We start from the raw sequence: 25260 nt of genomic DNA on the forward strand, positions 1-25260 counted from the left end.
ACAAAGTGTGGCGCTTTGCCGCATTGCTGCAGCGAGGCGCCTGGCTTCGGTATACTCCAGCCGATTTTCCTGGAGCACTCATCGGGAGAGCTCATGCTCGCCGCCGCACATCCGCTGTCCGCTACACGCCAGAACCTCTGGCGCCTGACTTTCATCCGCATCCTCGTCCTGGCGGCCCAGGCCGGCTCGGTGGGCGTGGCCTACTGGACCGAACTGCTGCCATTGCCGTGGTTCTCGCTGGCGGTGACCCTGGCCCTGTCGTCACTGCTGTGTGCCTTCACCGCCCTGCGCCTGCGCCTGTCGTTGCCGGTCACCGAGCTCGAGTATGCCCTGCAACTGGCCTGTGACCTGCTGATCCACAGTGCCCTGCTGTACTACTCGGGGGGGTCTACCAACCCCTTCGTCTCCTATTACCTGGTGCCGCTGGCGATTGCCGCGGTCACGCTGCCGTGGATCTACTCGCTGGTGCTGTCGGGGATCGCCCTGGTGGCCTACAGCCTGTTGCTGGTGCAGTACTACCCGCTGGAAACCCTGCCACTGGCGCGTGACACCATGCAGGTCTATGGCATGTGGCTGAGCATCGCCCTGGCCGCAGGGGTGATCACCTTCTTTGCCGCGCGCATGGCCGAGGAACTGCGCCAGCAGGAAAACCTGCGCGCCGAGCGGCGTGAAGAAAGCCTGCGCGACGAACAACTGTTGGCCGTGGCCACCCAGGCCGCCGGCGCCGCCCATGAACTGGGCACCCCGCTGGCGACCATGAGCGTGCTGCTCAACGAGATGCGCCAGGATCACGCCGACCCCCTGTTGCAGGAAGACCTGCAGATCCTTCAGGACCAGGTCAAGCTGTGCAAGGAAACCCTGCAGCAACTGGTGCGCGCCGCCGAGGCCAACCGGCGCCTGGCCATCGTCGAGCAGGACGTCACCGCCTGGCTCGATGAAGCGCTCAACCGCTGGCACCTGATGCGCCCGGAGGCCAGTTACCGCTTCCAGCGCCTGCGCGACGGCGTGGTGCCGCGCCTGACGCCGCCGCCGGACCTGACCCAGGCCCTGCTGAACCTGCTGAACAATGCCGCCGATGCCTGCCCCGACGATCTGGAGGTGCGCCTGGACTGGGACGCTCACGACATCGTCATCAGCATCCGCGACCACGGCCCGGGCGTACCGCCGGCCATCGCCGAAGCCATCGGCAAACCTTTCATTACCACCAAGGGCAAAGGCTTCGGCCTGGGCCTGTTCTTGAGCAAGGCCAGCGTGACGCGTGCGGGCGGTTCGGTGAAACTCTATAGTCATGAGCAGGGTGGCACCCTGACCGAATTGCGCCTGCCCCATGGCAAGCGAGGAGATGCATGATGAGCGAAGAAAACCAGGTTGAAGGCGAAGAGCTGCCGCACCTGCTGCTGGTGGATGACGACGCCACCTTTACCCGGGTGATGGCGCGGGCCATGGCCCGTCGCGGGTTCCGCGTGAGCACCGCAGGCTCCGCCGAAGAAGGCCTGAAGCTGGCCGAGCAGGACCTGCCGGACTACGCCACGCTGGACCTGAAGATGGAGGGGGACTCGGGCCTGGTGCTGCTGCCCAAGCTGCTGGAGCTGGACCCGGAGATGCGCGTGGTTATCCTGACCGGCTACTCGAGCATCGCCACGGCGGTCGAGGCGGTCAAGCGTGGTGCCTGCAACTACCTGTGCAAGCCGGCCGACGCCGACGACGTGCTGGCGGCATTGCTTTCGGAGCACACCGACCTGGACACCCTGGTGCCGGAAAACCCGATGTCGGTGGATCGCCTGCAGTGGGAACACATCCAGCGCGTGCTGGGTGAGCACGAAGGCAATATCTCCGCCACGGCGCGGGCGCTGGGGATGCACCGGCGCACCTTGCAGCGCAAGTTGCAGAAGCGCCCGGTTCGTCGCTGACGGGTTCGCCGGCAAGCCGGCTCCTGCACCGATCTGTAGGAGCCGGCTTGCCGGCGAATGGGGCCCCGCGTTCTATCAGGCTTTCACCCCCGATCGATCAACCCGCACCGCCAATTGCCCGGTGCCTGCCGGCGTCTCGAACGCCACCAGCCCTCCCGCCGGCACCTTGGCCCGGCCAATCACCTTGCCCGCCCGCAGCAGCTCCAGCGGCATGCCTTGCAACGACTGGCCAGAAGCCAGCTCCAGTTTGATCCTGATGTTCATCTGTGACCTCCTTGTCACGCGTTGCGGTCGATGTAGGTGGTTGCCTTGCCGTCGAGGCTGGCGATCAGTTCCGGCGAGCCGCCGCGGAACTGGCGGAACAGGTTGCGCCCTCGCTGTTTGCCGTCCACCGGCACCTGCACGGTCGGGTGGAACTGGTCGACCAGTTCGGCGTAGGCGCTCCACGGGCCGATGTAGGACTCGTTGAGCTGTTCGGTCACGCTGAAGGCATAGCGCACGGCATTGCCACGCTGCCAGTTGAGGCCGTCGGGCTCGCGGCGCTGCCAGGCATTGGCGATGATCGCCGGCGACCCGGTCGGTGCCTCGATGTAGCCGGTGGGCTTGTTCGGCTTGTAGTCCTTGAGCAGCAGGTAGGTGCTCCAACCCCACCAGTCGGCGGTGCGGTTGCGGTCATTGAGGTCGTTGACGTCCTTGCGCCGAAGCACGGCCTTGCCGTCATTGAAGTACAGCGGGGCGAAGTTGCCGGGCACCAGGTCCTGCTCGGCGGCGCGCAGGTCCGGTACCAGACGCAGGGCGGTGAAATCCTTGGCCGGCGGCACGCGGCCGTCGACGAAGGCCTGGAACACTTCGTCGGCCGAGCGCTGCACGGCGCGCCCGACCTGGCGACGGTTGGCCACATCGACGGTGTCGAAGTAGCGCTTGTCGCCATAGGCGCGCCATTGCTCGCCCTCGGCGTTGCGCACGGCCAGGCCGTACTTGCTGTCCTCGTCGTGCATGAAGCGCGCGATCAACGAGCCGACATCACTGGGGGTGACGGTGTCGGCCAGTGCCTTGCGCGGTACCCGCAGGTGGCCGGCAGAGAACAGGTCGGTGAGGAAATGGTCGGCAAAGGCGTTCATCGCATAGGCCAGTTGCAGGTCGCGCTCGTTGCCGCTGGCGCGTGCCTTCACGGCTTGCTGCAGGGCACTGGCGTGACCGGCCTGGTAGGCCAGCAGGGCCCAGGGGCCGAAATGGTCCCAGTTGCTGGCGGCCAGTTTCAGGTAGCGGCCCAGGGGGAACAGGTCGGAGGCGAAGCTGCCGCCGCCGGTGATGCGGTTCCAGCGCGCCGACAGTGTGTCGCCCAGCGCGTCGTAGGCTTCGTGGGGCTGGCGGCCATCCTTGATGGCCTGGTTGGCGGCGCTGATTTCTTCCTGCATGACGGCCAGGATCGATTCGGCCTCGCTTTTGGCCGCCGGCAGGCGGGCGAGGGCGTCGAATGCTTGGGTGAAGCGCTCGAGGCGTTCGGCTTCGTTGGCGCCATCGGCGATCGGCCGCTCGGGCACGCCATAGAAGTCACCGCCCAGGGCGATCACCTGGCCGTAGGTCAGGCTCAGGCCATTGGGCAACGGCAGCGGCGACTGGTGGGCGGGGATGCCCGCTTGCCCGGCCTCGAAGCGCAGCAGGGTGTTGTCACCGATGGCGGTGTGTTCCGCGCCTTCAAAGAACAGTTCCGGGCCACGTTTGGGTGGCGCGGGCGGTACGGCAAAACGGTGGTACTTGAGTGTGTGGTGCCCGTGCATCACCAGCACCAGGTGGCTGTCCGGGCCGGGGAGGGCGACGCCTTGCGTGTCGAATAGCTGGTCGAGGTCGGCGACCACCAAGCTGGCCTGGGCCTGAAGGGCCGCAGGCGGGGTTTGCATGCCTGACATGATTTGCTCCTTGCAATCTCGGGATTGTCCATTTTTATACTGTATGAATATACAGTGATTTTCACTATATGCTGGATTTCTCCTACGTCAAGGTCTGTTTGTGCGGCTAACCGGCACCTGCGGCGGGCGCAAGCCCCTGGCACTGACGTATGATTGCTCCCCTGACGATTACCTCAGGATCGCGCTGCATGCTCGCCCTTCTCATCCAGACACTGAACATCACGGCACCTGTGTTCGCCATGCTGTTCATGGGCGTGCTGCTCAAGCGCATCCGCTTGATCGACGACAACTTCAACAAGGTCGCTTCGACGCTGGTGTTCAACGTGTGCATGCCGGCGCTGCTGTTCCTCGGCATCTACCACGCCGACCTGGCAACGGCGGTCAAGCCCGGGGTGATCCTCTACTTCATCGCCGCCACGCTGGTGTGCTTCGGCCTGGCCTGGTGCCTGGCGATCTGGCGCTGCCCGCCGGCGGACCGGGGCATCTACACGCAAGGCGCGTTTCGCGGCAACAATGGCGTGATCGGCCTGGCACTGGCGGCCAGCCTGTATGGCGACTACGGTATATCCCTCGGCGCGGTACTGGCCGGGCTGGTGATCCTCATGTACAACTCGCTGTCGGCCGTGGTGCTGGCGGTGTACAGCCCGGACCTGAAGTCCGACCCGTGGAGCATCTGCAAGAGCATCCTCAGCAATCCGTTGATCATCAGCGTGCTGCTGGCCACGCCCATGGCTTATGGCCAGGTGCCGCTACCCAACTGGCTGCTGACCTCGGGCGACTACCTGGCGCAGATGACCCTGCCGCTGGCGCTGATCTGCATCGGCGGCACCTTGTCGATGGCGGCGCTGCGCGACAGTGGCCGGCTGGCGTTCGACGTCAGCCTGGTGAAAATGGTCTGGCTGCCACTGCTGGGGACGCTGGGCGCCTGGTTGTGCGGTTTTCGCGGCGCCGAACTGGGCATCCTGTTCCTCTACATCGGCAGCCCCACTGCGGCGGCCAGCTATGTGATGGCGCGGGCGGCCAATGGCAACCACGAACTGGCGGCGTCGATCATCGTGATCACCACCTTGATGGCGGCGATCACCACGAACATCGGTATCTTCTTCTTGCAATGGGGTGGATGGATCTAGCCCATGACAGCAAGCAACACTAACAATACGGCCTCATTGAAAGGACACTTCATGCAAGACCAGAGCAAGCCCGAGCAGTTGCAGCGCGGGCTGAAGAATCGCCATATCCAGCTGATCGCGCTGGGTGGCGCCATCGGCACCGGATTGTTCCTGGGCATCGCCCAGACCATCCAGCTGGCCGGCCCCTCGGTGCTGCTGGGCTATGCCGTCGCCGGCCTGATGGCTTTCCTGATCATGCGCCAGCTGGGCGAGATGGTGGTCGAGGAACCGGTCGCCGGCAGCTTCAGCCACTTTGCCCATCAGTACTGGAGCGAGTTCGCAGGCTTCGTTTCTGGCTGGAACTACTGGGTGGTGTACGTGCTGGTCGGGATGGCCGAGCTCACCGCGGTGGGGATCTACGTGCAGTACTGGTGGCCGGACTTCCCCACCTGGGCCACGGCGGCGATCTTCTTCGTGGTCATCAACGCCATCAACCTGACCCAGGTGAAGGTGTATGGTGAAATGGAGTTCTGGTTCGCCCTGGTCAAGGTGGTGGCCATCGTCAGCATGATCGGCTTCGGTGCCTGGCTGCTGACCAGCGGCCACGGTGGCCCGGATGCCAGCGTCGCCAACCTCTGGCAGTACGGTGGCTTCTTCCCCAACGGTGTGACGGGGCTGGTCATGGCCCTGGCGGTGATCATGTTCTCGTTCGGTGGCCTGGAACTGGTGGGCATCACCGCCGCGGAAGCCGCCAACCCGCGTGAAAGCATCCCCAAAGCCACCAACCAGGTGGTCTACCGCATCCTGATCTTCTACATCGGCGCGCTGGCGGTGCTGCTGTCGCTGTACCCATGGCAGAAGGTGGTGCAGGGCGGCAGCCCGTTCGTGATGATCTTCCACGAGCTGGACAGTGACCTGGTCGCGACCATCCTCAACATCGTGGTACTGACGGCGGCACTGTCGGTCTACAACAGTTGCGTGTACGCCAACAGCCGCATGCTGTTCGGCCTGGCTACGCAAGGTGATGCACCGCGTCAGTTGCTCAAGGTCAGCCGCCGTGGCGTGCCGCTTACCGCATTGGGCGTTTCGGCGTTCGCCACCGGGCTGTGCGTGGTGATCAACTACCTCATGCCGGGCGAGGCTTTCGGGCTGCTGATGGCGTTGGCGGTGTCGGCGCTGGTGATCAACTGGGCGAGCATCAGCATCACCCACCTGAAGTTCCGCAAAGCCAAGCTGGCGGCCGGCATCACGCCGTTCTACCGCAGCTGGGGGCACCCGCTGACCAACTACCTGTGCCTGGCGTTCATCGTGCTGATTCTGGTGGTGATGTACCTGACGCCGCCGATCCGCATCTCGGTGATGCTGATTCCGGCGTGGATCCTGGTGTTGTGGGTGGCGTTCCGGATGAAGAAGGCCCGTCAGGCCAAGTAGGCCGACAGTACCGGGCGGGGGGGGGGGGGGGGGGGGCCGGGGGGGGGGGGGGGTGGGTGGGGGGGGGGGGGGGGGGCGGGGGGGGCGGGGGGGGGGGGGGGGGGGGGGGGGGGGGGGGGGGGGGGGGGGGGGGGGGGGGGCCGACAGTACCGGCCTCTTCGCGGGCTTGCCCGCGAAGAGGCCGGCGAAGCCCCCCCCCCCCCCCCCCCGCCCCCCCCGCCCCCCCCCCCCCCCCCCCCCCCGCCCCCGCGGGGGGCCCCCCCCCCCCCCCCCCCCGGCGAAGTTTCAGCTCTGATAGCTGTCGATCACTTCCTGCGCGGCACGGAATGCATCGATCGCCGCCGGCACCCCGGCATACACCGCGCAATGCAGCAGCGCCTCGCGAATTTCCTCCACCGTGCAGCCATTGTTCAGCGCACCGCGCACATGCCCCTTGAGCTCCTGCGGGCATTTGAGCGCGGTCAGCGTGGCCAGGGTGATCAGGCTGCGGGTCTTCAGCGGCAGCCCCTCACGTGCCCAGACGCTGCCCCAGGCATGTTCGTTGACGAAGTCCTGCAGCGGTTGGGTGAATTCGGTCGCGTTGCCCAGGGCGCGGTCGACGAAGGCATCGCCCATCACCTGGCGACGGATCTTTTCCCCACTCTGTTGCGAATCAGCCATGTTGTTTTCCTTAGTGTTGGCGGCGCCAGGCTCGGGCCGTGGTGTATAGCAGCACGATCCCGAGCACAGGCATCACATAGAACAGCATCAGTCGTTCAAGGCGGCCGGCCAGCGGCATGCCGGTGGTGAAGGCCACCACATGCAGGCCATAGGCCAGGTAAAGGCAGAGGAACACCAGGCCTTCGGCACGGGTGACCCGGTAGCCGGAGTAGAAGACCGGCAGGCACAGTGCTGCCACGCCGAGCATCACGGGTAGGTCGAAGCCCAGCGCATTAGGTGAGATCGACAGCGGCTCGGGCGTGACAAGTGCCGTCAGCCCCAGTACCGCCAGCAGGTTGAACAGATTGCTGCCGATCACTGCGCCCACCGCGATTTCCCGCTCGCCGCGCAGGGCGGCAATCAGTGCGGCGGCGAGCTCTGGTAGTGATGTGCACACAGCGACCACGGTCAGGCCGATGATTCGCTCGGACAACCCCAGGTCGGTCGCCACTTCCACCGCAGCCTCCAGCAACAGGTGGCCGGCCAAGCTGAGCAAGCCGAGCCCCAATGCGATCTGCAGCAGTGCGCCGCTCCAGAATCGCACCGTGCTCGTGTGTGCCACGCACGGGGCGGGATAGGTGCGGGCATAGTGGCGTGATTGGTGCCAGAGCATGAGCAGGTAGCCCAGCAATCCGAGCAACAGCACCAACCCTTCGATACGCCCCAGCTGGCCGTTGCTGGCCAGCAAGTAGACCAGGCCGCTGGCGATGATCATCAGGGGAATGTCCAGGCGCACCAGTTGACGTGACACGCGCAGCGGGATGATCAGCGCCGCCAGGCCGAGGATCACCAGCACATTGAAGATGTTGCTGCCGATCACGCTGCCCACCGCGACGTCCGGGGCGCCTTGGTAGGCGGCTTGCAGGCTTACGGTCAATTGTGGCGCGGTACTGCCGAAGGCCACCAGGCTCAGGCCGATGATCAGCGGGCGCACATGCAGGCGGGTGGCCAGGCGCAGGGCCGCGCGCACCAGCAGTTCGGCGCCGATGATCAGCAGCACCAGGCCCAGGCCCAGTTGCAGGAGGCTGAAGGTGGGGAGGGTGGCCAGGTCGAAAATGGCGAGGGCTCCAGTCAGGTCAATCGCTCAGACCTTGTACCCGGACTCGCGCCGTTCCGCTACGGAGCATGCCGATTTTTTCCGCTGCCGCCCGTGAAAGGTCGATCAGTCGGCCACGGGTGTGGGGGCCTCGGTCGTTGATGCGGACCACGACGCTGCGCTGGTTGGCGAGGTTGGTGACCAGTACACGGCTGCCGAAAGGCAGGCTGCGGTGGGCGGCGGTGAGACCGTGCTGGTTGAAGGGTTCGCCGCTGGCGGTGCGTTTGCCGTGGTGGCGTGAGCCGTAGTAGGAGGCGGTGCCGGTTTCGTTGTACCCACGGGGGTCGATGTCGTGGCTGGCGCAGCCGGCCAGGAGGGAGAAGAGGGTGAGGGTGGCGAGGGATCGTTTTAGCAAGTCGGATGCTCCGGTTTTGCAATTGGGGCTGCTTTGCAGCCCATCGCGGATGAATCCGCTCCTACCGGTATGTGTAGGAACGGATTCATCCGCGATCGAGGGCGAAGCCCTCGCCGCTTTAATCAGATCACCCTTCGAGCTTGGCTTTGAGCAATTGGTTCACTTGCCCCGGGTTGGCCTTGCCCTTCGACGCCTTCATCGCTTGGCCGACGAAGAAGCCGAACATCTTGCCGCGCTTGGCTTCATCAGCCGCACGATACTGTTCGACTTGTTCAGTATTGGCGGCGAGCATCTCGTCGAGCATCTTGTCGATCGCACCGGTGTCGGTGACCTGCTTGAGGCCCTTGCTCTCGATGATGCTGTCGGCGTCGCCCTCTCCGGCGGCCATGGCTTCGAACACGGTCTTGGCGATCTTGCCGCTGATGGTGTTGTCGCGGATGCGCAGCAGCATGCCACCCAGTTGCTCCGCGCTGACCGGCGACTGGTCGATCTCGACGCCCAGCTTGTTCAGCAGGCTGCCCAGCTCCACCATCACCCAGTTGGCCGCAAGCTTGGCGTCGCCACCGATGCTGACCACCTGCTCGAAGTAGTCGGCCTGTTCGCGGCTGGAGGCCAGCACGTTGGCATCGTACGCAGAGAGGCCGTACTGGCTCTGGAAACGCTCGACCTTCTGTGTCGGTAGCTCCGGCAGGCCGGCGCGCACGCTGTCGAGGAAGCTTTGCTCGATGACCACCGGCAGCAGGTCCGGGTCGGGGAAGTAACGGTAGTCGTTGGCTTCCTCCTTGCTGCGCATGGAGCGGGTCTTGTCCTTGTTCGGGTCGTACAGGCGGGTTTCCTGCACCACCTTGCCGCCGTCTTCGATCAGGTCGATCTGGCGCTGGATCTCGCTGTTGATCGCGCGCTCGATGAAGCGGAACGAGTTGACGTTCTTGATCTCGCAGCGGGTGCCGAATTCGGTTTGACCCTTCGGACGCACCGAGACGTTGCAGTCGCAACGCAGCGAGCCTTCGGCCATGTTGCCGTCGCAGATACCCAGGTAGCGCACCAGGGCGTGGATCGCCTTGACGTAGGCCACGGCTTCCTTGGCGCTGCGCATGTCGGGTTCGGAGACGATTTCCAGCAGCGGGGTGCCGGCGCGGTTCAGGTCGATGCCGGTGGCGCCGTTGAAGTCTTCGTGCAGGCTCTTGCCGGCATCCTCTTCAAGGTGCGCGCGGGTCACGCCGATACGCTTGATGGTGCCGTCTTCCAGGGCGATGTCCAGGTGGCCCTTGCCGACGATCGGCAGGTCCATCTGGCTGATCTGGTAGCCCTTGGGCAGGTCGGGGTAGAAGTAGTTCTTGCGCGCGAACACGTTGCGCGGCCCGATTTCGGCATCGATCGCCAGGCCGAACATGCATGCCATGCGCACGGCTTCCTGGTTGAGCACCGGCAGCACGCCGGGCATGCCCAGGTCGACCAGGCTGGCCTGGGTGTTCGGCTCGGAGCCGAAGGTGGTGGCGCTGCCGGAGAAGATCTTCGACTGGGTGGCGAGCTGGGTGTGGATCTCCAGCCCGATAACAACTTCCCATTGCATGTGTGAATTCCTCAGAAGCCGTTAGGGGCGCGGGTGTGCCAGTCGGTGACTTGCTGGTAGCGGTGCGCGATGTTGAGCAGGCGGCCTTCCTGGAAATACGGGGCCAGCAGCTGCACGCCCACCGGCAGGCCATCGACGAAGCCGGCCGGCATCGACAGGCCCGGCAGGCCCGCCAGGTTGGCGGTGATGGTGTAGACGTCTTCCAGGTACGCGGCGACTGGGTCGGCGCTTTTTGCGCCGAGCTTCCAGGCCGGGTTGGGGGTGGTCGGGCCGAGGATCACGTCGACGTCGTTGAACGCAGCGACGAAGTCGTTCTTGATCAGGCGACGGATCTGCTGCGCCTTGACGTAGTAGGCGTCGTAGTAGCCGGCCGACAGGGCGTAGGTGCCGACCATGATGCGGCGCTGCACTTCAACGCCGAAGCCTTCGCCACGGGAGCGCTTGTACAGGTCGGTCAGGTCTTTCGGGTCGGCGCAACGGTGGCCGAAGCGCACGCCGTCGAAACGCGACAGGTTGGAGGAGGCCTCTGCGGGGGCGATCACGTAGTACGCCGGGATGGCGTGCTGCATGTTCGGCAGGCTGATTTCCTTGACCACCGCGCCGAGCTTTTCCAGCTCCTTGACGCTGGCCTGGACCAGTTCCGCGATGCGCGGGTCGAGACCTGCGCCGAAGTACTCTTTCGGCAGGCCGATGCGCAGGCCCTGCAACGAGGCGTTGAGGTCGGCGCTGAAGTTCGGTACCGGCTCGTCGACCGAGGTCGAGTCCTTGCTGTCGAAGCCGGCCATGCCTTGCAGCAGCAGGGCGCAGTCTTCGGCGGTACGAGCCAGCGGGCCACCCTGGTCGAGGCTCGAGGCGTAGGCGATCATGCCCCAGCGCGAAACGCGGCCGTAGGTCGGTTTCAGGCCGGTGAGGTTGGTCAGCGCGGCCGGCTGGCGGATCGAGCCGCCGGTGTCGGTGCCGGTGGTGGCCGGCAGCAGGCGCGCGGCCACGGCGGCGGCCGAGCCACCGGACGAGCCGCCTGGCACGTGCTCGAGGTTCCACGGGTTCTTCACCGCGCCGTAGTGGCTGGATTCGTTGGCCGAACCCATGGCGAATTCGTCCATGTTGGTCTTGCCCAGCGTCACCATGCCGGCTTCTGCCAGCTTGGTGACCACGGTGGCGTCGTACGGGGCGGTGAAGTTGTCGAGCATCTTCGAACCGCAGCTGGTGCGCACGCCCTGTGTGCAGAACAGGTCCTTGTGGGCGATCGGCGCGCCGAGCAGCGCACCCGCCTCGCCGGCGGCGCGGCGGGCGTCGGCGGCGCGGGCCTGGTGCAGGGCCTGCTCTTCGGTGACGGTGATGAAGCTGTTGAGCTGCGGGTCGAGCTGCTTGATGCGCGACAGCAGTGCGCCGGTCAGTTCTTCCGAGGAGAACGACTTGTCGGCGAGCCCGCGGGCGATCTCGGCCAGGGTCAATTGATGCATGGCAGGCGCTTTCCCTTAATCGATGACTTTCGGTACGAGATACAGGCCGTTCTCGGTCGACGGCGCGACGGCCTGGTAGCGGTCGCGCTGGTTGCTTTCGGTGACCTGGTCGGGACGCAGGCGCTGGGTGGTTTCCAGCGGGTGGGCCAAGGGCTCGATGCCGGTGGTGTCGACGGCTTGCATCTGGTCGACCAGCCCGAGAATACTGTTCAAGGCGTCGGTAATGCGTGGCAGTTCGCCTTCATTCAGGCCCAGGCGGGCCAGATGGGCGATCTTTTCCACGTCGGAGCGTTGAAGCGACATGGGGATCTCCAGGGAAACGAAATGCGGAATGGGTCCGCAAATGAGGAACATGTCAGGATTCTGGCGGTCAAAGGGCCGCGATCATCGGCAGGCATGCTCGGAAAAACAGCCAATTTAACATATTGGCTCCTTGCCCAAAATCCCTGCCATTGTTAGAGTTTGCCGCACTTTTTTACCCACGCTTTCCCCAGGGTCACTTTCCCATGTTCAAGAAACTGCGTGGCATGTTCTCCAGCGATCTGTCCATCGACCTGGGTACTGCCAACACCCTTATTTACGTGCGTGAGCGCGGTATCGTCCTGAATGAGCCCTCGGTGGTTGCCATCCGTACCCATGGCACCCAGAAAAGCGTCGTCGCAGTCGGGACCGAAGCCAAGCGCATGCTCGGCCGTACCCCAGGCAACATCGCTGCCATTCGTCCGATGAAGGACGGTGTGATCGCCGACTTCAGCGTCTGCGAAAAGATGCTGCAGTACTTCATCAACAAGGTGCACGAAAACAGCTTCCTGCAGCCCAGCCCCCGTGTGCTGATCTGCGTACCCTGCAAATCCACTCAGGTAGAACGCCGTGCCATTCGTGAATCGGCCCTCGGTGCCGGTGCCCGCGAAGTATTCCTGATCGAAGAGCCCATGGCCGCCGCCATCGGTGCCGGCCTGCCGGTTGAAGAAGCCCGTGGCTCGATGGTCGTCGATATCGGTGGCGGTACCACCGAAATCGCCCTGATCTCGCTGAACGGCGTGGTCTACGCCGAGTCCGTCCGCGTCGGCGGCGACCGCTTCGACGAAGCCATCGTCACCTACGTGCGCCGTAACTACGGCAGCCTGATCGGCGAATCCACCGCCGAGCGCATCAAGCAGGAAATCGGTACCGCTTATCCTGGCGGCGAAGTGCGTGAAGTCGACGTCCGTGGCCGCAACCTAGCCGAAGGCGTACCGCGCGCCTTCACCCTGAACTCCAACGAAGTGCTCGAAGCGCTGCAGGAATCGCTGGCGACCATCGTCCAGGCGGTCAAGAGCGCCCTCGAACAATCGCCGCCGGAGCTGGCCTCCGACATCGCCGAGCGCGGCCTGGTGCTGACCGGTGGCGGCGCGCTGCTGCGCGACCTGGACAAGCTGCTGGCCCAGGAAACCGGCCTGCCGGTGATCGTCGCCGAAGACCCGCTGACCTGCGTCGCCCGCGGTGGTGGCCGTGCGCTGGAGATGATGGACAAGCACGCCATGGACCTGCTCTCCAGCGAGTGATCGCAGGCGCTGCAGCAAGCATCCAGGTTTACAGGTAGCACACACAGTGCTACCTGTATGCGCTGTGCTGGCGTCCGTTCGGGCGCCGTTTCCGTCAATCCGCAAGCAGGCCGGTGCGTTGCCCCATGTCCCATGACCTCCTGAATCGTCGTCCACGAGGAACGGCCCATTAAACCGCTTTTCTCCAAGGGCCCCTCGCTGGGCGTACGCCTGCTCGTGCTGGTGGTGCTGTCGGTCGCGCTGATGGTGGTCGACTCGCGCTTCGACCTGCTCAAGCCTGTGCGCAGCCAGATGGGCCTGGTGTTGATGGAATCCTACTGGATCACCGACCTGCCCCAGCGTGCGTGGCAGGGCGTGGCGGGCCAGTTCGGCAGCCGCACCGAGCTGATCGCCGAAAACGAGAAGCTCAAGACCGAAGCCTTGCTGCTGCAAGGGCGGTTGCAGAAGCTGGCGGCCCTGACCGAGCAGAACGTGCGCCTGCGCGAGTTGCTCAACTCCTCGGCGCTGGTCAACGAGAAGGTCGAGGTCGCCGAGTTGATCGGCGTCGACCCCAACCCGTTCACTCACCGAATCCTGATCAACAAGGGCGAGCGCGACGGCGTGTTCCTCGGCCAGCCGGTGCTCGATGCCCGCGGCCTGATGGGCCAGGTGGTCGAGCTGATGCCCTACACCTCGCGCGTGCTGCTGCTGACCGACACCACCCACAGCATTCCGGTGCAGGTCAACCGCAACGGCCTGCGCGCCATCGCCAGCGGCACCGGCAATCCGGAACGCCTGGAGCTGCGCCACGTGGCTGACACGGCTGACGTCAAGGAAGGCGACCTGCTGGTGAGTTCCGGCATGGGCCAGCGCTTCCCGGCCGGTTACCCGGTGGCCACGGTCAACGAAGTGATCCACGATTCCGGCCAGCCATTCGCCATCGTCCGCGCCATCCCCACCGCCGCGCTCAACCGCAGCCGCTACATGCTGCTGGTGTTCAGCGACCGGCGTACGCCGGAAGAGCGTGCCACGGAAGCGGCGATCGCCCAGGAAGAAGCCGATCGCCAAGGGGGCAACCATGGCCAGGCGCCCGCCACCCCGGCGACGCCTGCTCCGGCCAGCCAGACCGTGCCTGCGGCACCCGCCACGACGCCCACCGCACCGGCCCACCCGCCCGTCGCGCCCGCTCAACCCCGGAGGCAATGAATGGCCAGCACGCGTAGCAGAAACGGCTGGGTCATCTGGGTGACGTTCGCCATCGGCCTGTTGCTCAGCGTTTCGCCCATGCCGCAGTTCATGGAAGTGTTCCGGCCCATGTGGCTGGCCTTGCTGCTGGCGTTCTGGACCCTGGCCGTGCCCAGCAAGGTCGGCATGACCACCGCTTTCGTGCTGGGCCTGGCCGAGGATGTGCTGTATGGCACCCTGCTGGGGCAGAATGCCCTGATTCTCACGCTCATCACCTTCCTCGTGCTGTCGTTGCAGCAGCGCTTGCGCATGTTCCCCATGTGGCAGCAGAGCCTGGTGATCCTGGTGATTTTCGGCATCGCCCAGCTGATCCAGCTGTGGCTCAGTGCCCTGACCGGCAATCGCCTGCCAACGCTGGCGCTCGTCTGGCCTGCGGTGATCAGCGCCTTGCTCTGGCCCTGGATCAGCTTTGCCTTGCGTGGCCTGCGCCTGCGCCTGCATATCCACTGACGGCCGTCGCCACTGACAAGGAGATGTCTACATGCCTCAGTTGTACCTGGCCTCCGGTTCGCCACGACGGCGTGAACTGCTGACCCAGATCGGCGTGCCGTTCGTTGTCGTCAGCGCGCCCGTCGATGAAACCCCGTTGCCCGACGAGACGCCGGCCGCCTACGTCGAACGCCTGGCGCAGGCCAAGGCTGTGGCGGGCTACAGCCAGACCGACGGCACCGGCGTGGTGTTGGGCGCCGACACTACGGTAGTGCTCGATGGCAACATTCTCGGCAAACCCGAAAACCGCGAGCAGGCACTGGCCATGCTCGGCGACTTGTCAAAACGCGAGCACCAGGTACTGACCGCCGTGGCGGTGACCGATGGCCAGCGCAGCCTGAGCTGCTGCGTTGCCACCACCGTGCGCTTTCGTACCATCTCCTTCGAGGAAGCCCTGCGCTACTGGGCCAGCGGCGAGCCGTTGGACAAGGCCGGCGGCTATGCCATCCAGGGCCTGGGCGCGGTGTTCGTCAGCGGCATCGAAGGCAGCTATTCATCAGTGGTCGGCCTGCCCCTGAGCGAGACGGCGGAACTGCTCGAGCAATTCGCCATCCCCTGCTGGCAACTGCAAGAGGATGCCGCCCAGCGCTAGCCAGTCTTCCTGCTGCGATCCATCATTACCCCCAGACCTTTGACGAGAGCGTGCCATGAGTGAAGAGATCCTGATCAACATCACCCCGATGGAATCACGCGTGGCGGTGGTGGAGAACGGCGTCCTGCAGGAAGTGCACGTGGAGCGGACCCAACGCCGCGGCATCGTCGGCAATATCTACAAGGGCAAGGTGGTGCGGGTGTTGCCGGGCATGCAGGCGGCCTTCGTCGACATCGGCCTGGAGCGCGCGGCGTTCATCCATGCCTCGGAGATCTCGCAGCGCGAAGGCTCGGCGGTGGAGACCATCACCGCGCTGGTCCACGAGGGCCAGGCGCTGGTGGTGCAGGTCACCAAGGACCCGATCGGCACCAAGGGCGCGCGCCTGACCACCCAGCTGTCGATCCCCTCGCGCTACCTGGTGTACATGCCACGCAGCAGCCATGTCGGGATTTCGCTGAAGATCGAGGAAGAAGCCGAGCGCGAACGCCTCAAGCAAGTGGTCAACGACTGCATGGCCCAGGAAGACATGAAGGATGCCGGTGGCTTTATCCTGCGCACCGCCGCCGAAGGCGCCCGCGCTGAAGACATTCTCCAGGACATCCGTTACCTGCGCCGCCTGTGGGAGCAGATCGGCGCGCAGATCAGCACCTGCGGCGCCCCCACCGTGATCTACGAGGACCTTGGCCTGGCGCTGCGCACGCTGCGCGACCTGGTCAACCCGAAGATCGAGAAGATTCGTATCGATTCGCGGGAAACCTTCCAGAAGACTACGCAATTCGTCGCCGAACTGATGCCCGAGATTGCAGATCGCCTCGAGCATTACCCCGGCGAGCGGCCGATCTTCGACCTGTACGGGGTCGAGGACGAGATCCAGCGTGCCCTGGAGCGCAAGGTGCCGCTCAAGTCCGGCGGTTATCTTGTGGTTGACCCGGCCGAGGCGATGACCACCATCGACGTCAACACCGGTGCGTTCGTCGGCCATCGCAATCTCGAAGAGACCATTTTCAAGACCAACCTCGAGGCGGCCACCGCCATCGCCCGGCAACTGCGCCTGCGCAACATCGGCGGGATCATCATCATCGACTTCATCGACATGGAGGACGAGGAGCACCAGCGCCAGGTCCTGCGTACCCTGGAGAAGCAACTCGAGCGCGACCACGCCAAGACCAACATCATCGGCATCACCGAGCTGGGCCTGGTGCAGATGACCCGCAAGCGCACCCGCGAAAGCCTCGAACAGGTGCTGTGCGAGCCGTGTGCCGCCTGCCAGGGGCGGGGCAAACTGAAGACCCCCGAGACAATCTGTTACGAAATCTTCCGTGAGATCCTGCGCGAGGCCCGTGCCTACCAGGCCGAGGGCTATCGGGTACTGGCCAACCAGAAGGTGGTCGACCGCCTGCTCGACGAAGAGTCGGGCAATGTCGCCGAACTGGAAGCGTTCATCGGGCGGACCATTCGCTTCCAGGTCGAGTCCATGTACTCCCAGGAACAATACGATGTGGTGCTGCTCTGACCCGTTCTGAAGGCCGTCGCCCCGTACCAGGGCTGGCAAAGCCCGATTCCCCGGCCATAGTTAAGGGACGACTCGGAGGGCCTTGGCCATGGAACGTCTGACCCGCGTTCTGGGCGCCTTGACCCGCTGGGGGCTGGGTATCTGTGCCCTGCTGGCGGTGCTGGTGGCGCTGTATGTCAGCCTTGGGCGACAACTGGTACCCCTGGTCGCCGAATACCGTGCGGATGCCGAGCTCAAGGCCGAACAGGCCTTGGGCATGCCTGTGCATGTCGGCGCGCTGGAAGGGCGCTGGAGTGGCCTGGCACCGGTGTTGCGGATGCGCGACCTGCAGTTGGGCGAGGGCGCCGCATCGCTGCGCCTGGATGACGTCAAGCTGGTACCGGACCTGTGGGCCAGCCTCAAGGCGCGTGAAGTGCGCCTGGCGCGTATCCAGCTTGCAGGCTTGCAGTTGATCCTGCGGGAAGACGAGCAAGGCTCTTGGGCGCTTGAAGGCCTGCCGCACAAGGACGACGCGCCGTTCGATCCGGCCGACGCGCTCAAACGCTTGCGCCAGTTGGGGCGCATCGACCTGTTCGACAGCCAGGTCACCTTGCACCCGTGGCAACGTGACCCGTTGACCCTGACCTATGTCAGCCTGGGGCTGCAGGCCGGTGCCTCGCGTCAGCGCCTGGATCTGCGGGCTACCTTGCCCGACGGCCAGCCGCTGGCCATGAGCCTGGACAGCCGGGCCAGCGCCAAGGCGTGGCGCGAGGGGCGACTGCAGGCCTACCTGAGCCTGCCGCAAAGCGACTGGGCTCGCTGGTTGCCGCCGCGCCTGCTGGGGCAGTGGCAAGCCAGTACGCTGCGTGCCGGCGGCGAATTCTGGATCGATTGGAACAAAGGGCAGCTGCAGCAGGCGACGGTTCGCCTCAATGCCCCACAACTCAAGGGTGCCTACACCGAGCGCAAGGCTGTCACCCTGGACAACCTGGCCTTGTCGGCCTGGTTCCAGCGCAAGGACCAGGGTTTCGACGTGGCCGTCGACTCCCTGGCCATGAGCCTTGGCCAGACCCGCTGGGAATCCCACCTGCAACTGGCACAGCGCCTGGGCCAGAACCCTGCCGACGAAACCTGGCAGGTCCAGGCCGACCGCCTCGACCTGACGCCGTTGACGCCGTTGATCGATGCCTTGGCGCCTCTGCCCGACAAACTCATGACCGTGGTCGACGCCCTCAAGGTGACCGGTACGTTGCGCAATGTACGCCTGGATATCCGCCCGAAAGCCGAGGGTGACCAGCGTCTGCAGTTCGCCGCCAACCTGGAGAAGGTCGGCTTCGACGCCTATCACGGCGCACCTGCCGCCGGTAATGTCACCGGGGCGATCAGCGGTGATCTCGGGCATGGCGAACTGCGCCTGGACACCCAAGCGTTCATGCTGCATCTGTACCCGATCTTCGGCAAACCCTGGCATTACCCCAAGGCCAACGCACGGCTGACCTGGACGCTGGACAAGCAAGCCTTCACCCTGGTCGCCCCCTATATCAAGGTGTTGGGCGACGAAGGCAAGATCGCCGCCGACTTCCTGATCCGCATCCATCTGGAGCCAGGCCATGAGGACTACATGGACCTGCGCGTCGGCCTCACCGAGGGCGATGGCCGCTACACCGCCAAGTACCTGCCCGAGGTGCTCAGCCCGGCCCTGGACGAGTGGCTGCGCAGCGCCATCGTCAAGGGCAATGTCGACGAAGGCTACTTCCAGTACCAGGGCTCGCTGAACCACGGTGCGCCACCCCATGCCCGCGATATCAGCCTGTTCTTCAAGGTGCACGACGCGGCCCTGGACTTCCAGCCGGGCTGGCCCCAGGTGCAGCAGGTCGAGGGTGACGTCTTCATCGAGGACACCGGGGTGCGGATCAAGGCCCGCCAAGGGCTGCTGCTCGACACCAAGGTCAGCGACGTGAGCGTCGACATTCCCCATGTCGAGGGCGACCAGCACAGCCACCTGTATCTTGATGGCGACTTCGATGGCAGCCTCGGCGATGGCCTGAAGATTCTCAAGGAAGCGCCCATCGGCACGGGTGAGATCTTCGCCGGTTGGGAGGGCGAAGGGCCGCTGCGGGGCAAGGTCAAGCTCGACATTCCCCTGGCCCACGGGCAGCGCCCCAAGGTACTGGTGGACTTCTCGACCGCCGACGCAACGCTCAAGGTTGCCCCCCCGAGCCTGGAACTGAACCGCCTGAAGGGCGATTTCACCTTCGACTTCGACAAGGGGCTCAGCGGCAAGGGCATCACCCTGCAGGCCTTTGGCAAGCCGGTCACCGCGCAGATCGCCGCCGAAGGGCAGGGCGGGCAGATCCAGACGCGAATCAGCGCCAGCGGCCAGGTCGGGCTCAAGGCCTTGACCGATTGGCTGAACTTCCAGCAAGCACTGCCGGCTTCGGGCGATCTGCCCTACCAGTTGCAGGTGATGCTCGGAAATCGTGACAACCGGATCACGGTCAATTCATCGCTCAAGGGCCTGGCCATCGATCTTCCAGCCCCCTTCGGCAAGGCCGCCGCGGACACCCGCGACAGCCGTTTCAGCCTCACCTTGCAAGGCCCCGAGCGGCGTATCGATGCCAGCTATGCCGACCTGGCCCGTTTCGCCTACGCCGCGCCTGCCGACAAACTGGCCCAGGGGCGCGGCGAACTGCTGTTGGGTGCCGGTGAAGCCAGCGTGCCGAGTGGCCAGGGCCTGCGCGTACGTGGGCGCCTGGAGGCCCTGGACCTGGCGCTCTGGCAACAGCAGATGGAGCGTTTCGCCGGGCAGGACCCAGGCGGCAGCGCCCGCCAGAACCTGCAAGGCGTCGACCTGAGCATCGGCCAGCTCAAGGCCTTCGGTATGGACCTCAACCAGGCGGTCGTGCGCCTGGCGCGTGGTGGCCAGGCCTGGGACCTGCGTCTGGACAGCAAGGAAGTCATCGGCAATGCGCGCATCCCCGATGCCAAGGCGACGCCGATGACCATTCGTCTGCAGACCTTGCGCCTGCCGCCCGCCAGCGCGACGACGGAAGAGCAGGCCGAGAATGCTCCAGATCCGCTGGCCGGTGTCGATCCGCGCAAGGTACCGCCGCTGGACTTGACCATCGACAAGATGTACCGCGGCGACGACCTGTTCGGCAGTGCGTCGGTGAAGTTGCGCCAGGCGTCGCGTGGCTTGTCGCTTGCGGACATCGATCTGGACCTCAAGGGGCTGCATATCGATGGCAGCGGCGGCTGGGAAGGCGAGCCCGGCAGTACCTCGAGCTGGTACAAGGGCCGCCTGGATGGCAAGAACCTGGCCGACGTGCTCAAGGCCTGGGGCTTTGCGCCGACCGTCACCAGTCGTGATTTCCGCATGGATGTCGATGGCCGCTGGCCGGGCTCGCCGGCCTGGGTCAGCCTCAACCGTTACTCCGGCAGCCTCGACGCCGCCTTGCGTACCGGTCAGTTCGTCGAGGTCGAGGGCAGCGCCCAGGCCCTGCGGGTGTTCGGGCTGCTCAACTTCAACTCCATCGGCCGCCGACTGCGCCTGGACTTCTCCGACTTGTTCAGCAAAGGCCTGGCCTACGACAGGGTCAAGGGTCTGCTGGTGGCCAGCGAGGGGGTCTACGTGACCCGCGAGCCGATTACCGTGACGGGGCCGTCGAGCAACTTCGAGCTCGACGGTACCCTGGACTTCGTCCGCGACCGGGTCGACGCCAACCTGCTGGTGACCCTGCCGGTGACCAACAACCTGCCGCTGGCTGCGCTGATCATCGGCGCGCCGGCCGTCGGTGGCGCGTTGTTCCTGGTCGACCGCCTGATCGGCGACCGTGTGGCCCGTTTCGCCAGCGTGCACTACCGCGTAGAAGGGCCGGTGAAAGAGCCTAAAATCACGTTTGTGAAACCATTCGACAAGTAATGGCAGGGGGGCGCATGACTTCAGCAGTGATCCAGATGGTCAGCCAGGACGATATCCTGGCCAACCTGCAACGCGCCCGGGCACTGCTCGAGCAGGCCGCGGCCGGTGGCGCGCGCCTGGCAGTGCTGCCGGAGAACTTCGCCGCCATGGGCCGCCGTGACGCCGCCGCCATCGGCCGCGCCGAGGCGCTGGGCGAAGGGCCGATCCTGCCGTGGTTGAAACAGGCGGCCCGCGACCTCAGGTTATGGATTGTCGCCGGTACCTTGCCCTTGCCGCCGGTCGGTAGGCCGGAGCACAAGGCCCACGCCTGTTCGCTGCTGGTCGACGAGCAGGGCGAGATCGTCGCACGCTACGACAAGCTGCATCTGTTCGATGTGGACGTTGCCGACAACCGTGGTCGTTATCGCGAGTCCGACGACTACGCCCACGGCGACCAGGTGGTGGTAGCGGATACACCGGTCGGGCGTCTTGGGTTGTCGGTGTGCTATGACCTGCGCTTCCCCGAGCTGTACAGCGCCTTGCGCGCCGCCGGGGCCGAGCTGATCAGCGCACCGGCGGCGTTCACCGCGGTAACCGGCGCGGCGCACTGGGAAGTGCTGATTCGCGCGCGGGCCATCGAAACCCAGTGCTATGTGCTGGCGGCCGCCCAGGGCGGTGTGCATCCGGGGCCGCGGGAAACCCACGGCCAGGCGGCGATCGTCGACCCCTGGGGGCGGATCGTCGCGCAAAAGGCGCGGGGAGAGGCAGTACTGCTGGCCACGCGCGACAGCGAAGAACAAGCGTCCATCCGGGCGCGCATGCCGGTGGTCAGCCACCGGCGCTTTTTCTCGCAGGACGCCTTGCGGCCTGCGCACACCTCGGAGTGACTATGAGCCAGATGTTATCCACCGTCAGCGAGCAGCTCCTGGCCCCGGGCGGCTTGACCCTCGACAGCCTGCAGACGGTGCTGGGCGAGTTGGCCGGCCCCGGCATCGACGCCGCCGACCTGTATTTCCAGGGCCAGATCTCGGAAACCTGGGCGCTGGAAGACGGCATCGTCAAGGAAGGCAGCTTCAACCTCGACCAGGGCGTGGGCGTGCGTGCCCAGTCCGGCGAGAAGACCGGTTTCGCCTACAGCAACGCGATCAACCTCGAAGCACTCACCTCGGCGGCCCGTGCCGCCCGTTCAATTTCGCGCGCCGGGCAGAACGGCAAGGTCCAGGCCTTCCGCAGCCAGGACGTGACCGCGCTGTATGCCGCCGACAACCCCCTCGCGGTGCTCAGCCGTGCGGAAAAGGTCGAGCTGCTCAAGCGCGTCGACGCCGCCACCCGCGCCCTCGACCCGCGCATCCAGCAGGTCAGCGTGAGCATGGCCGGGGTCTGGGAGCGCATCCTGGTGGCCGCCGCCGATGGCAGCCTGGCCGCCGACGTGCGCCCGCTGGTGCGCTTCAATGTCAGCGTGATCGTCGAGCAGAACGGTCGCCGCGAGCGCGGCGGGCAGGGCGGTGGCGGGCGTACCGACTATCGCTTCTTCACCGAGGAGCGGGTCATGGGCTACGCCCGTGAAGCGTTGCGCCAGGCACTGGTCAACCTCGAGGCGATTCCTGCGCCGGCCGGCACATTGCCTGTGGTGCTCGGCCCAGGCTGGTCTGGCGTGTTGCTGCATGAAGCGGTCGGTCATGGTCTGGAAGGCGACTTCAACCGCAAGGGCAGTTCGGCGTTCAGTGGGCGAATCGGCGAGCAAGTGGCCTCGAAGCTGTGCACCATCGTCGACGACGGCACCCTGGAAGGGCGTCGCGGCTCGCTCAGTGTCGATGACGAAGGCACGCCGACCGAGTGCACCACGTTGATCGAGAATGGTGTCCTCAAGGGCTACATGCAGGACAAGCTCAACGCTCGCTTGATGGGCATGGCAGTCACCGGCAACGGGCGCCGGGAGTCCTACGCCCACCTGCCGATGCCACGCATGACCAACACCTACATGCGCGCCGGTGACAGCGACCCGCAGGAAATCATCGCGTCGGTGAAGAAGGGCATCTATTGCGCCAACCTCGGCGGTGGCCAGGTGGACATCACCAGCGGCAAGTTCGTGTTTTCCACCAGCGAGGCGTACTTGATCGAGGACGGCAAGATCACCGCGCCGGTGAAGGGCGCGACGTTGATCGGCAATGGTCCGGAAGCGATGCGCGGCGTGTCGATGGTCGGTAACGACCTGGCGCTGGACAGCGGCGTGGGCACCTGCGGGAAGGATGGGCAGTCGGTGCCGGTGGGCGTTGGCCAGCCGACCCTGAAGCTGGATGCGATTACCGTGGGTGGTACAGGGGCTTGAGGGCCATGGGGACCGCTTTGCGGTCCTTTCGCGGCAGGCCACCCCTACACGCATTCCCTGTAGGAGCGGCCTTGAGCCGCGATGGGCTGCGCAGCAGCCCCCGAGCCCAGGCTTCAGCGCAAGCCGCGCTGAGTTTCGTCGAGGTCGCGGATGTACTTGAACACTTTGCGCGCGGCGGCAGGCGGTTTGTTCCGTGCCTTCTCGTGCTGGGCATGACGGATCAGCGAGCGCAGGTGCTGGCGGTCGGTGTCGGGGAACTCGTTGACGAAGCGTTCGAGGTCTTCGTCGTTACCGTCGATCAGCCGGTCGCGCCAGCGCTCGAGACCGTGGAAGCGCTCGTTGTACTGGCGGCTGGAGCTGTCGATCTGCTCGAGCACAGCGTGGATGGCGTCGAGATCCTGGACGCGCATCAGCTTGCCGACGAACGACATGTGGCGTTTGCGGGCGCCATGGGCGGTGTGCCGGGAGGCCTCGTCCAGCGCCTTGCGCAGCTCGTCGGTCAGCGGCAGGCGCGCCAGGGTGTCGGCCTTGAGGGTGGTGAGGCGCTCACCGAGTTCGACCAGCGCATGCAGCTCGCGCTTGATCTGGGTTTTGCTTTTTTCGCCATCGAAGGCGTCGTCGTAAGAATCAACCATGGGGGCAGTCCGCAGGAAATCGCCGCCATGATAACCAGTCGGGGGCCGCTTGTCCGGCCCGGTCGTAGAATGACCCTAGCCGTACGCAGAATTTTCAGTGGAGAGAACCATGAGTGCAGTCCAGAGCGTAGGCCCCAAGGACCTGCCGGCATTGCAGGAACAGGTCGAGGCGATCGTCGCCGAGGCGCGTCGCCAGGGGGCCAGTGCCTGCGAAGTGGCAGTTTCGCTGGAGCAGGGCCTGTCCACCACGGTGCGCCAGCGCGAGGTCGAGACCGTCGAGTTCAACCGCGACCAGGGCTTTGGCATCACCCTCTATGTCGGCCAGCGCAAAGGCTCTGCCAGCACCTCGGCCAGCGGCCCCGACGCTATCCGTGAAACGGTCGCGGCGGCGCTGGCGATCGCCAGGCATACCTCCGAGGATGAGTGCTCGGGCCTCGCCGATGCGGCACTGATGGCGCGTGACATTCCGGATCTCGACCTCTACCACGACTGGGACATCGAGCCTGAAAAGGCCATCGAGATGGCGCTGGCGTGCGAGGCGGCCGCCTTCGACGCCGACACGCGCATCCGCAACGCCGACGGTACCACCCTCAATACCCATCAGGGCGTGCGGGTTTACGGCAACAGCCACGGTTTCATCGGCGGTTATGCTTCCACACGCCACAGCCTGAGCTGCGTGATGATCGCCGAGAGCGACGGCCAGATGCAGCGTGACTACTGGTACGACGTCAATCGCCAGGGCCAACTGCTGGCCGACCCGCGCAGCATTGGCCAGCGCGCTGCTCAGCGGGCGGCCAGCCGCCTGGGCGCGCGTCCTGTGCCGACCTGCGAGGTGCCGGTGCTGTTCTCCGCGGAATTGGCTGGCGGCCTGTTCGGCAGCTTCCTCTCGGCGATTTCCGGCGGCAACCTGTACCGCAAGTCATCGTTCCTCGAAGGCACCCTTGGCCAGCGCCTGTTCCCCACCTGGCTGACCCTCGACGAACGCCCACACCTTGCGCGTGCGCTGGGTAGCGCGGCATTCGACGGCGATGGCCTGGCGACCTACGCCAAGCCGTTCGTCGACAAGGGCGAGCTGGTGTCGTACATCCTGGGCACCTATTCCGGGCGCAAGCTGAAGCTGCCCAGCACCGCGAACTCCGGTGGCGTGCACAACCTGTTCGTCACCCATGGGGTCGAGGACCAGGCCGCATTGATCCGCCGCATGGGGCGTGGCTTGTTGGTGACCGAGCTGATGGGGCATGGCCTGAACATGGTCACGGGGGATTACTCCCGTGGCGCGGCGGGCTTCTGGGTCGAGCATGGCGAGATCCAGTTCCCGGTTCAGGAAGTGACTATCGCCGGTAATATGAAGGATATGTTCCAGCAAATTGTGGCGATCGGCAGTGATATTGAAACCCGTAGCAATATCCATAGCGGTTCGGTGTTGATCGAGCGGATGACTGTCGCAGGCAGTTAACCGGCGGTGAATACAGTGGCGTGGGAGCGGGCTTGACCCGCGATGGGCCTGA

At 65.4% G+C, this 25260-nt stretch carries 22 protein-coding genes; 13 read left to right on the forward strand and 9 right to left on the reverse strand.

Annotation, left to right across the window (positions count from 1 at the left end; genetic code table 11):
• Positions 1-93 precede the first annotated feature (93 nt).
• Positions 94-1350, forward strand: a complete 1257-nt coding sequence (locus JYG34_RS04980; RefSeq protein WP_011532385.1) for an ATP-binding protein — start codon at positions 94-96, stop codon at positions 1348-1350.
• A complete protein-coding gene (locus tag JYG34_RS04985) occupies positions 1350-1910 on the forward strand; it encodes a response regulator transcription factor (RefSeq protein WP_194789012.1) in 561 nt (186 codons plus the stop codon). Before JYG34_RS04980 ends, JYG34_RS04985 begins: the two co-directional genes overlap by 1 nt.
• A 75-nt stretch (positions 1911-1985) precedes the next feature.
• Here the strand turns inward: JYG34_RS04985 and JYG34_RS04990 are convergent, their stop codons facing one another.
• Both JYG34_RS04990 and JYG34_RS04995 read right to left on the reverse strand, forming a co-directional pair.
• Positions 1986-2174 carry a hypothetical protein gene (locus JYG34_RS04990; RefSeq protein WP_213659724.1) on the reverse strand — a complete coding sequence of 63 codons (189 nt, stop codon included), beginning with the start codon at positions 2172-2174 and terminating at the stop codon, positions 1986-1988.
• A 14-nt stretch (positions 2175-2188) separates the two neighbouring features.
• Positions 2189-3820: a phospholipase gene (locus JYG34_RS04995; protein WP_213659725.1), complete on the reverse strand. Its 1632-nt coding sequence runs from the start codon at positions 3818-3820 to the stop codon at positions 2189-2191.
• Positions 3821-4008: 188 nt separating this feature from the next.
• Here JYG34_RS04995 and JYG34_RS05000 point away from each other — a divergent pair, with 188 nt between their 5' ends.
• A complete protein-coding gene (locus JYG34_RS05000; protein WP_011532389.1) occupies positions 4009-4950 on the forward strand; it encodes an AEC family transporter in 942 nt (313 codons plus the stop codon).
• A gap of 51 nt (positions 4951-5001) precedes the next feature.
• Positions 5002-6360, forward strand: coding sequence for an amino acid permease (locus JYG34_RS05005; RefSeq protein ID WP_213659726.1), 1359 nt, complete (start codon positions 5002-5004; stop codon positions 6358-6360).
• A 285-nt stretch (positions 6361-6645) separates the two neighbouring features.
• Here the strand turns inward: JYG34_RS05005 and JYG34_RS05010 are convergent, their stop codons facing one another.
• The 6 genes from JYG34_RS05010 to gatC form a co-directional block, all read right to left on the reverse strand.
• Positions 6646-7020 (reverse strand): carboxymuconolactone decarboxylase family protein, encoded by a 375-nt coding sequence (locus tag JYG34_RS05010; protein WP_213659727.1) that lies wholly within the window; start codon positions 7018-7020, stop codon positions 6646-6648.
• A 10-nt stretch (positions 7021-7030) separates the two neighbouring features.
• Positions 7031-8074: a calcium/sodium antiporter gene (locus tag JYG34_RS05015; protein WP_213661115.1), complete on the reverse strand. Its 1044-nt coding sequence runs from the start codon at positions 8072-8074 to the stop codon at positions 7031-7033.
• Positions 8075-8135: 61 nt separating this feature from the next.
• Positions 8136-8510: a septal ring lytic transglycosylase RlpA family protein gene (locus tag JYG34_RS05020; RefSeq protein ID WP_213659728.1), complete on the reverse strand. Its 375-nt coding sequence runs from the start codon at positions 8508-8510 to the stop codon at positions 8136-8138.
• A gap of 127 nt (positions 8511-8637) precedes the next feature.
• A complete protein-coding gene (gene gatB / locus JYG34_RS05025) occupies positions 8638-10083 on the reverse strand; it encodes an Asp-tRNA(Asn)/Glu-tRNA(Gln) amidotransferase subunit GatB (RefSeq protein WP_213659729.1) in 1446 nt (481 codons plus the stop codon).
• A gap of 11 nt (positions 10084-10094) precedes the next feature.
• The gene (gene gatA, locus JYG34_RS05030) at positions 10095-11546 is read right to left on the reverse strand and encodes an Asp-tRNA(Asn)/Glu-tRNA(Gln) amidotransferase subunit GatA (RefSeq protein ID WP_213659730.1); all 1452 of its coding nucleotides are present in this window, start codon (positions 11544-11546) and stop codon (positions 10095-10097) included.
• 15 nt (positions 11547-11561) lie between these two features.
• Entirely contained in the window at positions 11562-11849 is a 288-nt protein-coding gene (gene gatC / locus JYG34_RS05035) for an Asp-tRNA(Asn)/Glu-tRNA(Gln) amidotransferase subunit GatC (RefSeq protein ID WP_213659731.1), read from the reverse strand.
• A 203-nt stretch (positions 11850-12052) separates the two neighbouring features.
• Between gatC and mreB the strand changes: the two genes are divergently transcribed.
• From mreB to tldD, 8 genes are all read left to right on the forward strand, one after another.
• Positions 12053-13090, forward strand: a complete 1038-nt coding sequence (gene mreB, locus JYG34_RS05040) for a rod shape-determining protein MreB (protein WP_011532397.1) — start codon at positions 12053-12055, stop codon at positions 13088-13090.
• Between the two features lie 168 nt (positions 13091-13258).
• Positions 13259-14275, forward strand: a complete 1017-nt coding sequence (mreC, locus tag JYG34_RS05045; RefSeq protein WP_434011678.1) for a rod shape-determining protein MreC — start codon at positions 13259-13261, stop codon at positions 14273-14275.
• A complete protein-coding gene (gene mreD, locus JYG34_RS05050) occupies positions 14276-14764 on the forward strand; it encodes a rod shape-determining protein MreD (RefSeq protein WP_213659732.1) in 489 nt (162 codons plus the stop codon). It begins immediately after the preceding gene.
• A gap of 31 nt (positions 14765-14795) precedes the next feature.
• Positions 14796-15395: a Maf family protein gene (locus tag JYG34_RS05055; protein WP_213659733.1), complete on the forward strand. Its 600-nt coding sequence runs from the start codon at positions 14796-14798 to the stop codon at positions 15393-15395.
• Positions 15396-15450: 55 nt separating this feature from the next.
• Complete coding sequence (gene rng, locus JYG34_RS05060) at positions 15451-16908, forward strand: ribonuclease G (protein ID WP_011532401.1); 1458 nt, start codon at positions 15451-15453, stop codon at positions 16906-16908.
• Positions 16909-16996: 88 nt separating this feature from the next.
• Positions 16997-20809 (forward strand): YhdP family protein, encoded by a 3813-nt coding sequence (locus JYG34_RS05065; protein WP_213659734.1) that lies wholly within the window; start codon positions 16997-16999, stop codon positions 20807-20809.
• A 14-nt stretch (positions 20810-20823) separates the two neighbouring features.
• A complete protein-coding gene (locus tag JYG34_RS05070; RefSeq protein WP_213659735.1) occupies positions 20824-21675 on the forward strand; it encodes a carbon-nitrogen hydrolase family protein in 852 nt (283 codons plus the stop codon).
• Positions 21676-21677: 2 nt separating this feature from the next.
• Positions 21678-23117 carry a metalloprotease TldD gene (gene tldD, locus JYG34_RS05075; RefSeq protein ID WP_213659736.1) on the forward strand — a complete coding sequence of 480 codons (1440 nt, stop codon included), beginning with the start codon at positions 21678-21680 and terminating at the stop codon, positions 23115-23117.
• Positions 23118-23230: 113 nt separating this feature from the next.
• Here the strand turns inward: tldD and yjgA are convergent, their stop codons facing one another.
• On the reverse strand, positions 23231-23752 hold the full coding sequence (gene yjgA, locus JYG34_RS05080; RefSeq protein ID WP_011532405.1) for a ribosome biogenesis factor YjgA: 522 nt from the start codon (positions 23750-23752) through the stop codon (positions 23231-23233).
• 109 nt (positions 23753-23861) lie between these two features.
• Here yjgA and pmbA point away from each other — a divergent pair, with 109 nt between their 5' ends.
• A complete protein-coding gene (pmbA, locus tag JYG34_RS05085; RefSeq protein WP_213659737.1) occupies positions 23862-25208 on the forward strand; it encodes a metalloprotease PmbA in 1347 nt (448 codons plus the stop codon).
• The last annotated feature ends 52 nt before the right edge of the window (positions 25209-25260 follow it).

The organism is Pseudomonas entomophila, from assembly GCF_018417595.1.
GTDB classification, from domain to species: domain Bacteria; phylum Pseudomonadota; class Gammaproteobacteria; order Pseudomonadales; family Pseudomonadaceae; genus Aquipseudomonas; species Aquipseudomonas entomophila_C.

What these genes read in the sequence shown, in the direction of transcription:
- JYG34_RS04985 (WP_194789012.1), top strand. Translation starts at nt 1,350, where the DNA reads ATGAGCGAAGAAAACCAGGTTGAAGGCGAAGAGCTGCCGCACCTGCTG.
- JYG34_RS05005 (WP_213659726.1), top strand. Translation starts at nt 5,002, where the DNA reads ATGCAAGACCAGAGCAAGCCCGAGCAGTTGCAGCGCGGGCTGAAGAAT.
- JYG34_RS04990 (WP_213659724.1), bottom strand. Translation starts at nt 2,174, where the DNA reads ATGAACATCAGGATCAAACTGGAGCTGGCTTCTGGCCAGTCGTTGCAA.
- JYG34_RS05000 (WP_011532389.1), top strand. Translation starts at nt 4,009, where the DNA reads ATGCTCGCCCTTCTCATCCAGACACTGAACATCACGGCACCTGTGTTC.
- JYG34_RS04995 (WP_213659725.1), bottom strand. Translation starts at nt 3,820, where the DNA reads ATGTCAGGCATGCAAACCCCGCCTGCGGCCCTTCAGGCCCAGGCCAGC.
- JYG34_RS04980 (WP_011532385.1), top strand. Translation starts at nt 94, where the DNA reads ATGCTCGCCGCCGCACATCCGCTGTCCGCTACACGCCAGAACCTCTGG.
- pmbA (WP_213659737.1), top strand. Translation starts at nt 23,862, where the DNA reads ATGAGTGCAGTCCAGAGCGTAGGCCCCAAGGACCTGCCGGCATTGCAG.
- JYG34_RS05010 (WP_213659727.1), bottom strand. Translation starts at nt 7,020, where the DNA reads ATGGCTGATTCGCAACAGAGTGGGGAAAAGATCCGTCGCCAGGTGATG.
- rng (WP_011532401.1), top strand. Translation starts at nt 15,451, where the DNA reads ATGAGTGAAGAGATCCTGATCAACATCACCCCGATGGAATCACGCGTG.
- gatA (WP_213659730.1), bottom strand. Translation starts at nt 11,546, where the DNA reads ATGCATCAATTGACCCTGGCCGAGATCGCCCGCGGGCTCGCCGACAAG.
- mreD (WP_213659732.1), top strand. Translation starts at nt 14,276, where the DNA reads ATGGCCAGCACGCGTAGCAGAAACGGCTGGGTCATCTGGGTGACGTTC.
- JYG34_RS05070 (WP_213659735.1), top strand. Translation starts at nt 20,824, where the DNA reads ATGACTTCAGCAGTGATCCAGATGGTCAGCCAGGACGATATCCTGGCC.
- mreB (WP_011532397.1), top strand. Translation starts at nt 12,053, where the DNA reads ATGTTCAAGAAACTGCGTGGCATGTTCTCCAGCGATCTGTCCATCGAC.
- gatB (WP_213659729.1), bottom strand. Translation starts at nt 10,083, where the DNA reads ATGCAATGGGAAGTTGTTATCGGGCTGGAGATCCACACCCAGCTCGCC.
- JYG34_RS05065 (WP_213659734.1), top strand. Translation starts at nt 16,997, where the DNA reads ATGGAACGTCTGACCCGCGTTCTGGGCGCCTTGACCCGCTGGGGGCTG.
- yjgA (WP_011532405.1), bottom strand. Translation starts at nt 23,752, where the DNA reads ATGGTTGATTCTTACGACGACGCCTTCGATGGCGAAAAAAGCAAAACC.
- tldD (WP_213659736.1), top strand. Translation starts at nt 21,678, where the DNA reads ATGAGCCAGATGTTATCCACCGTCAGCGAGCAGCTCCTGGCCCCGGGC.
- gatC (WP_213659731.1), bottom strand. Translation starts at nt 11,849, where the DNA reads ATGTCGCTTCAACGCTCCGACGTGGAAAAGATCGCCCATCTGGCCCGC.
- JYG34_RS05055 (WP_213659733.1), top strand. Translation starts at nt 14,796, where the DNA reads ATGCCTCAGTTGTACCTGGCCTCCGGTTCGCCACGACGGCGTGAACTG.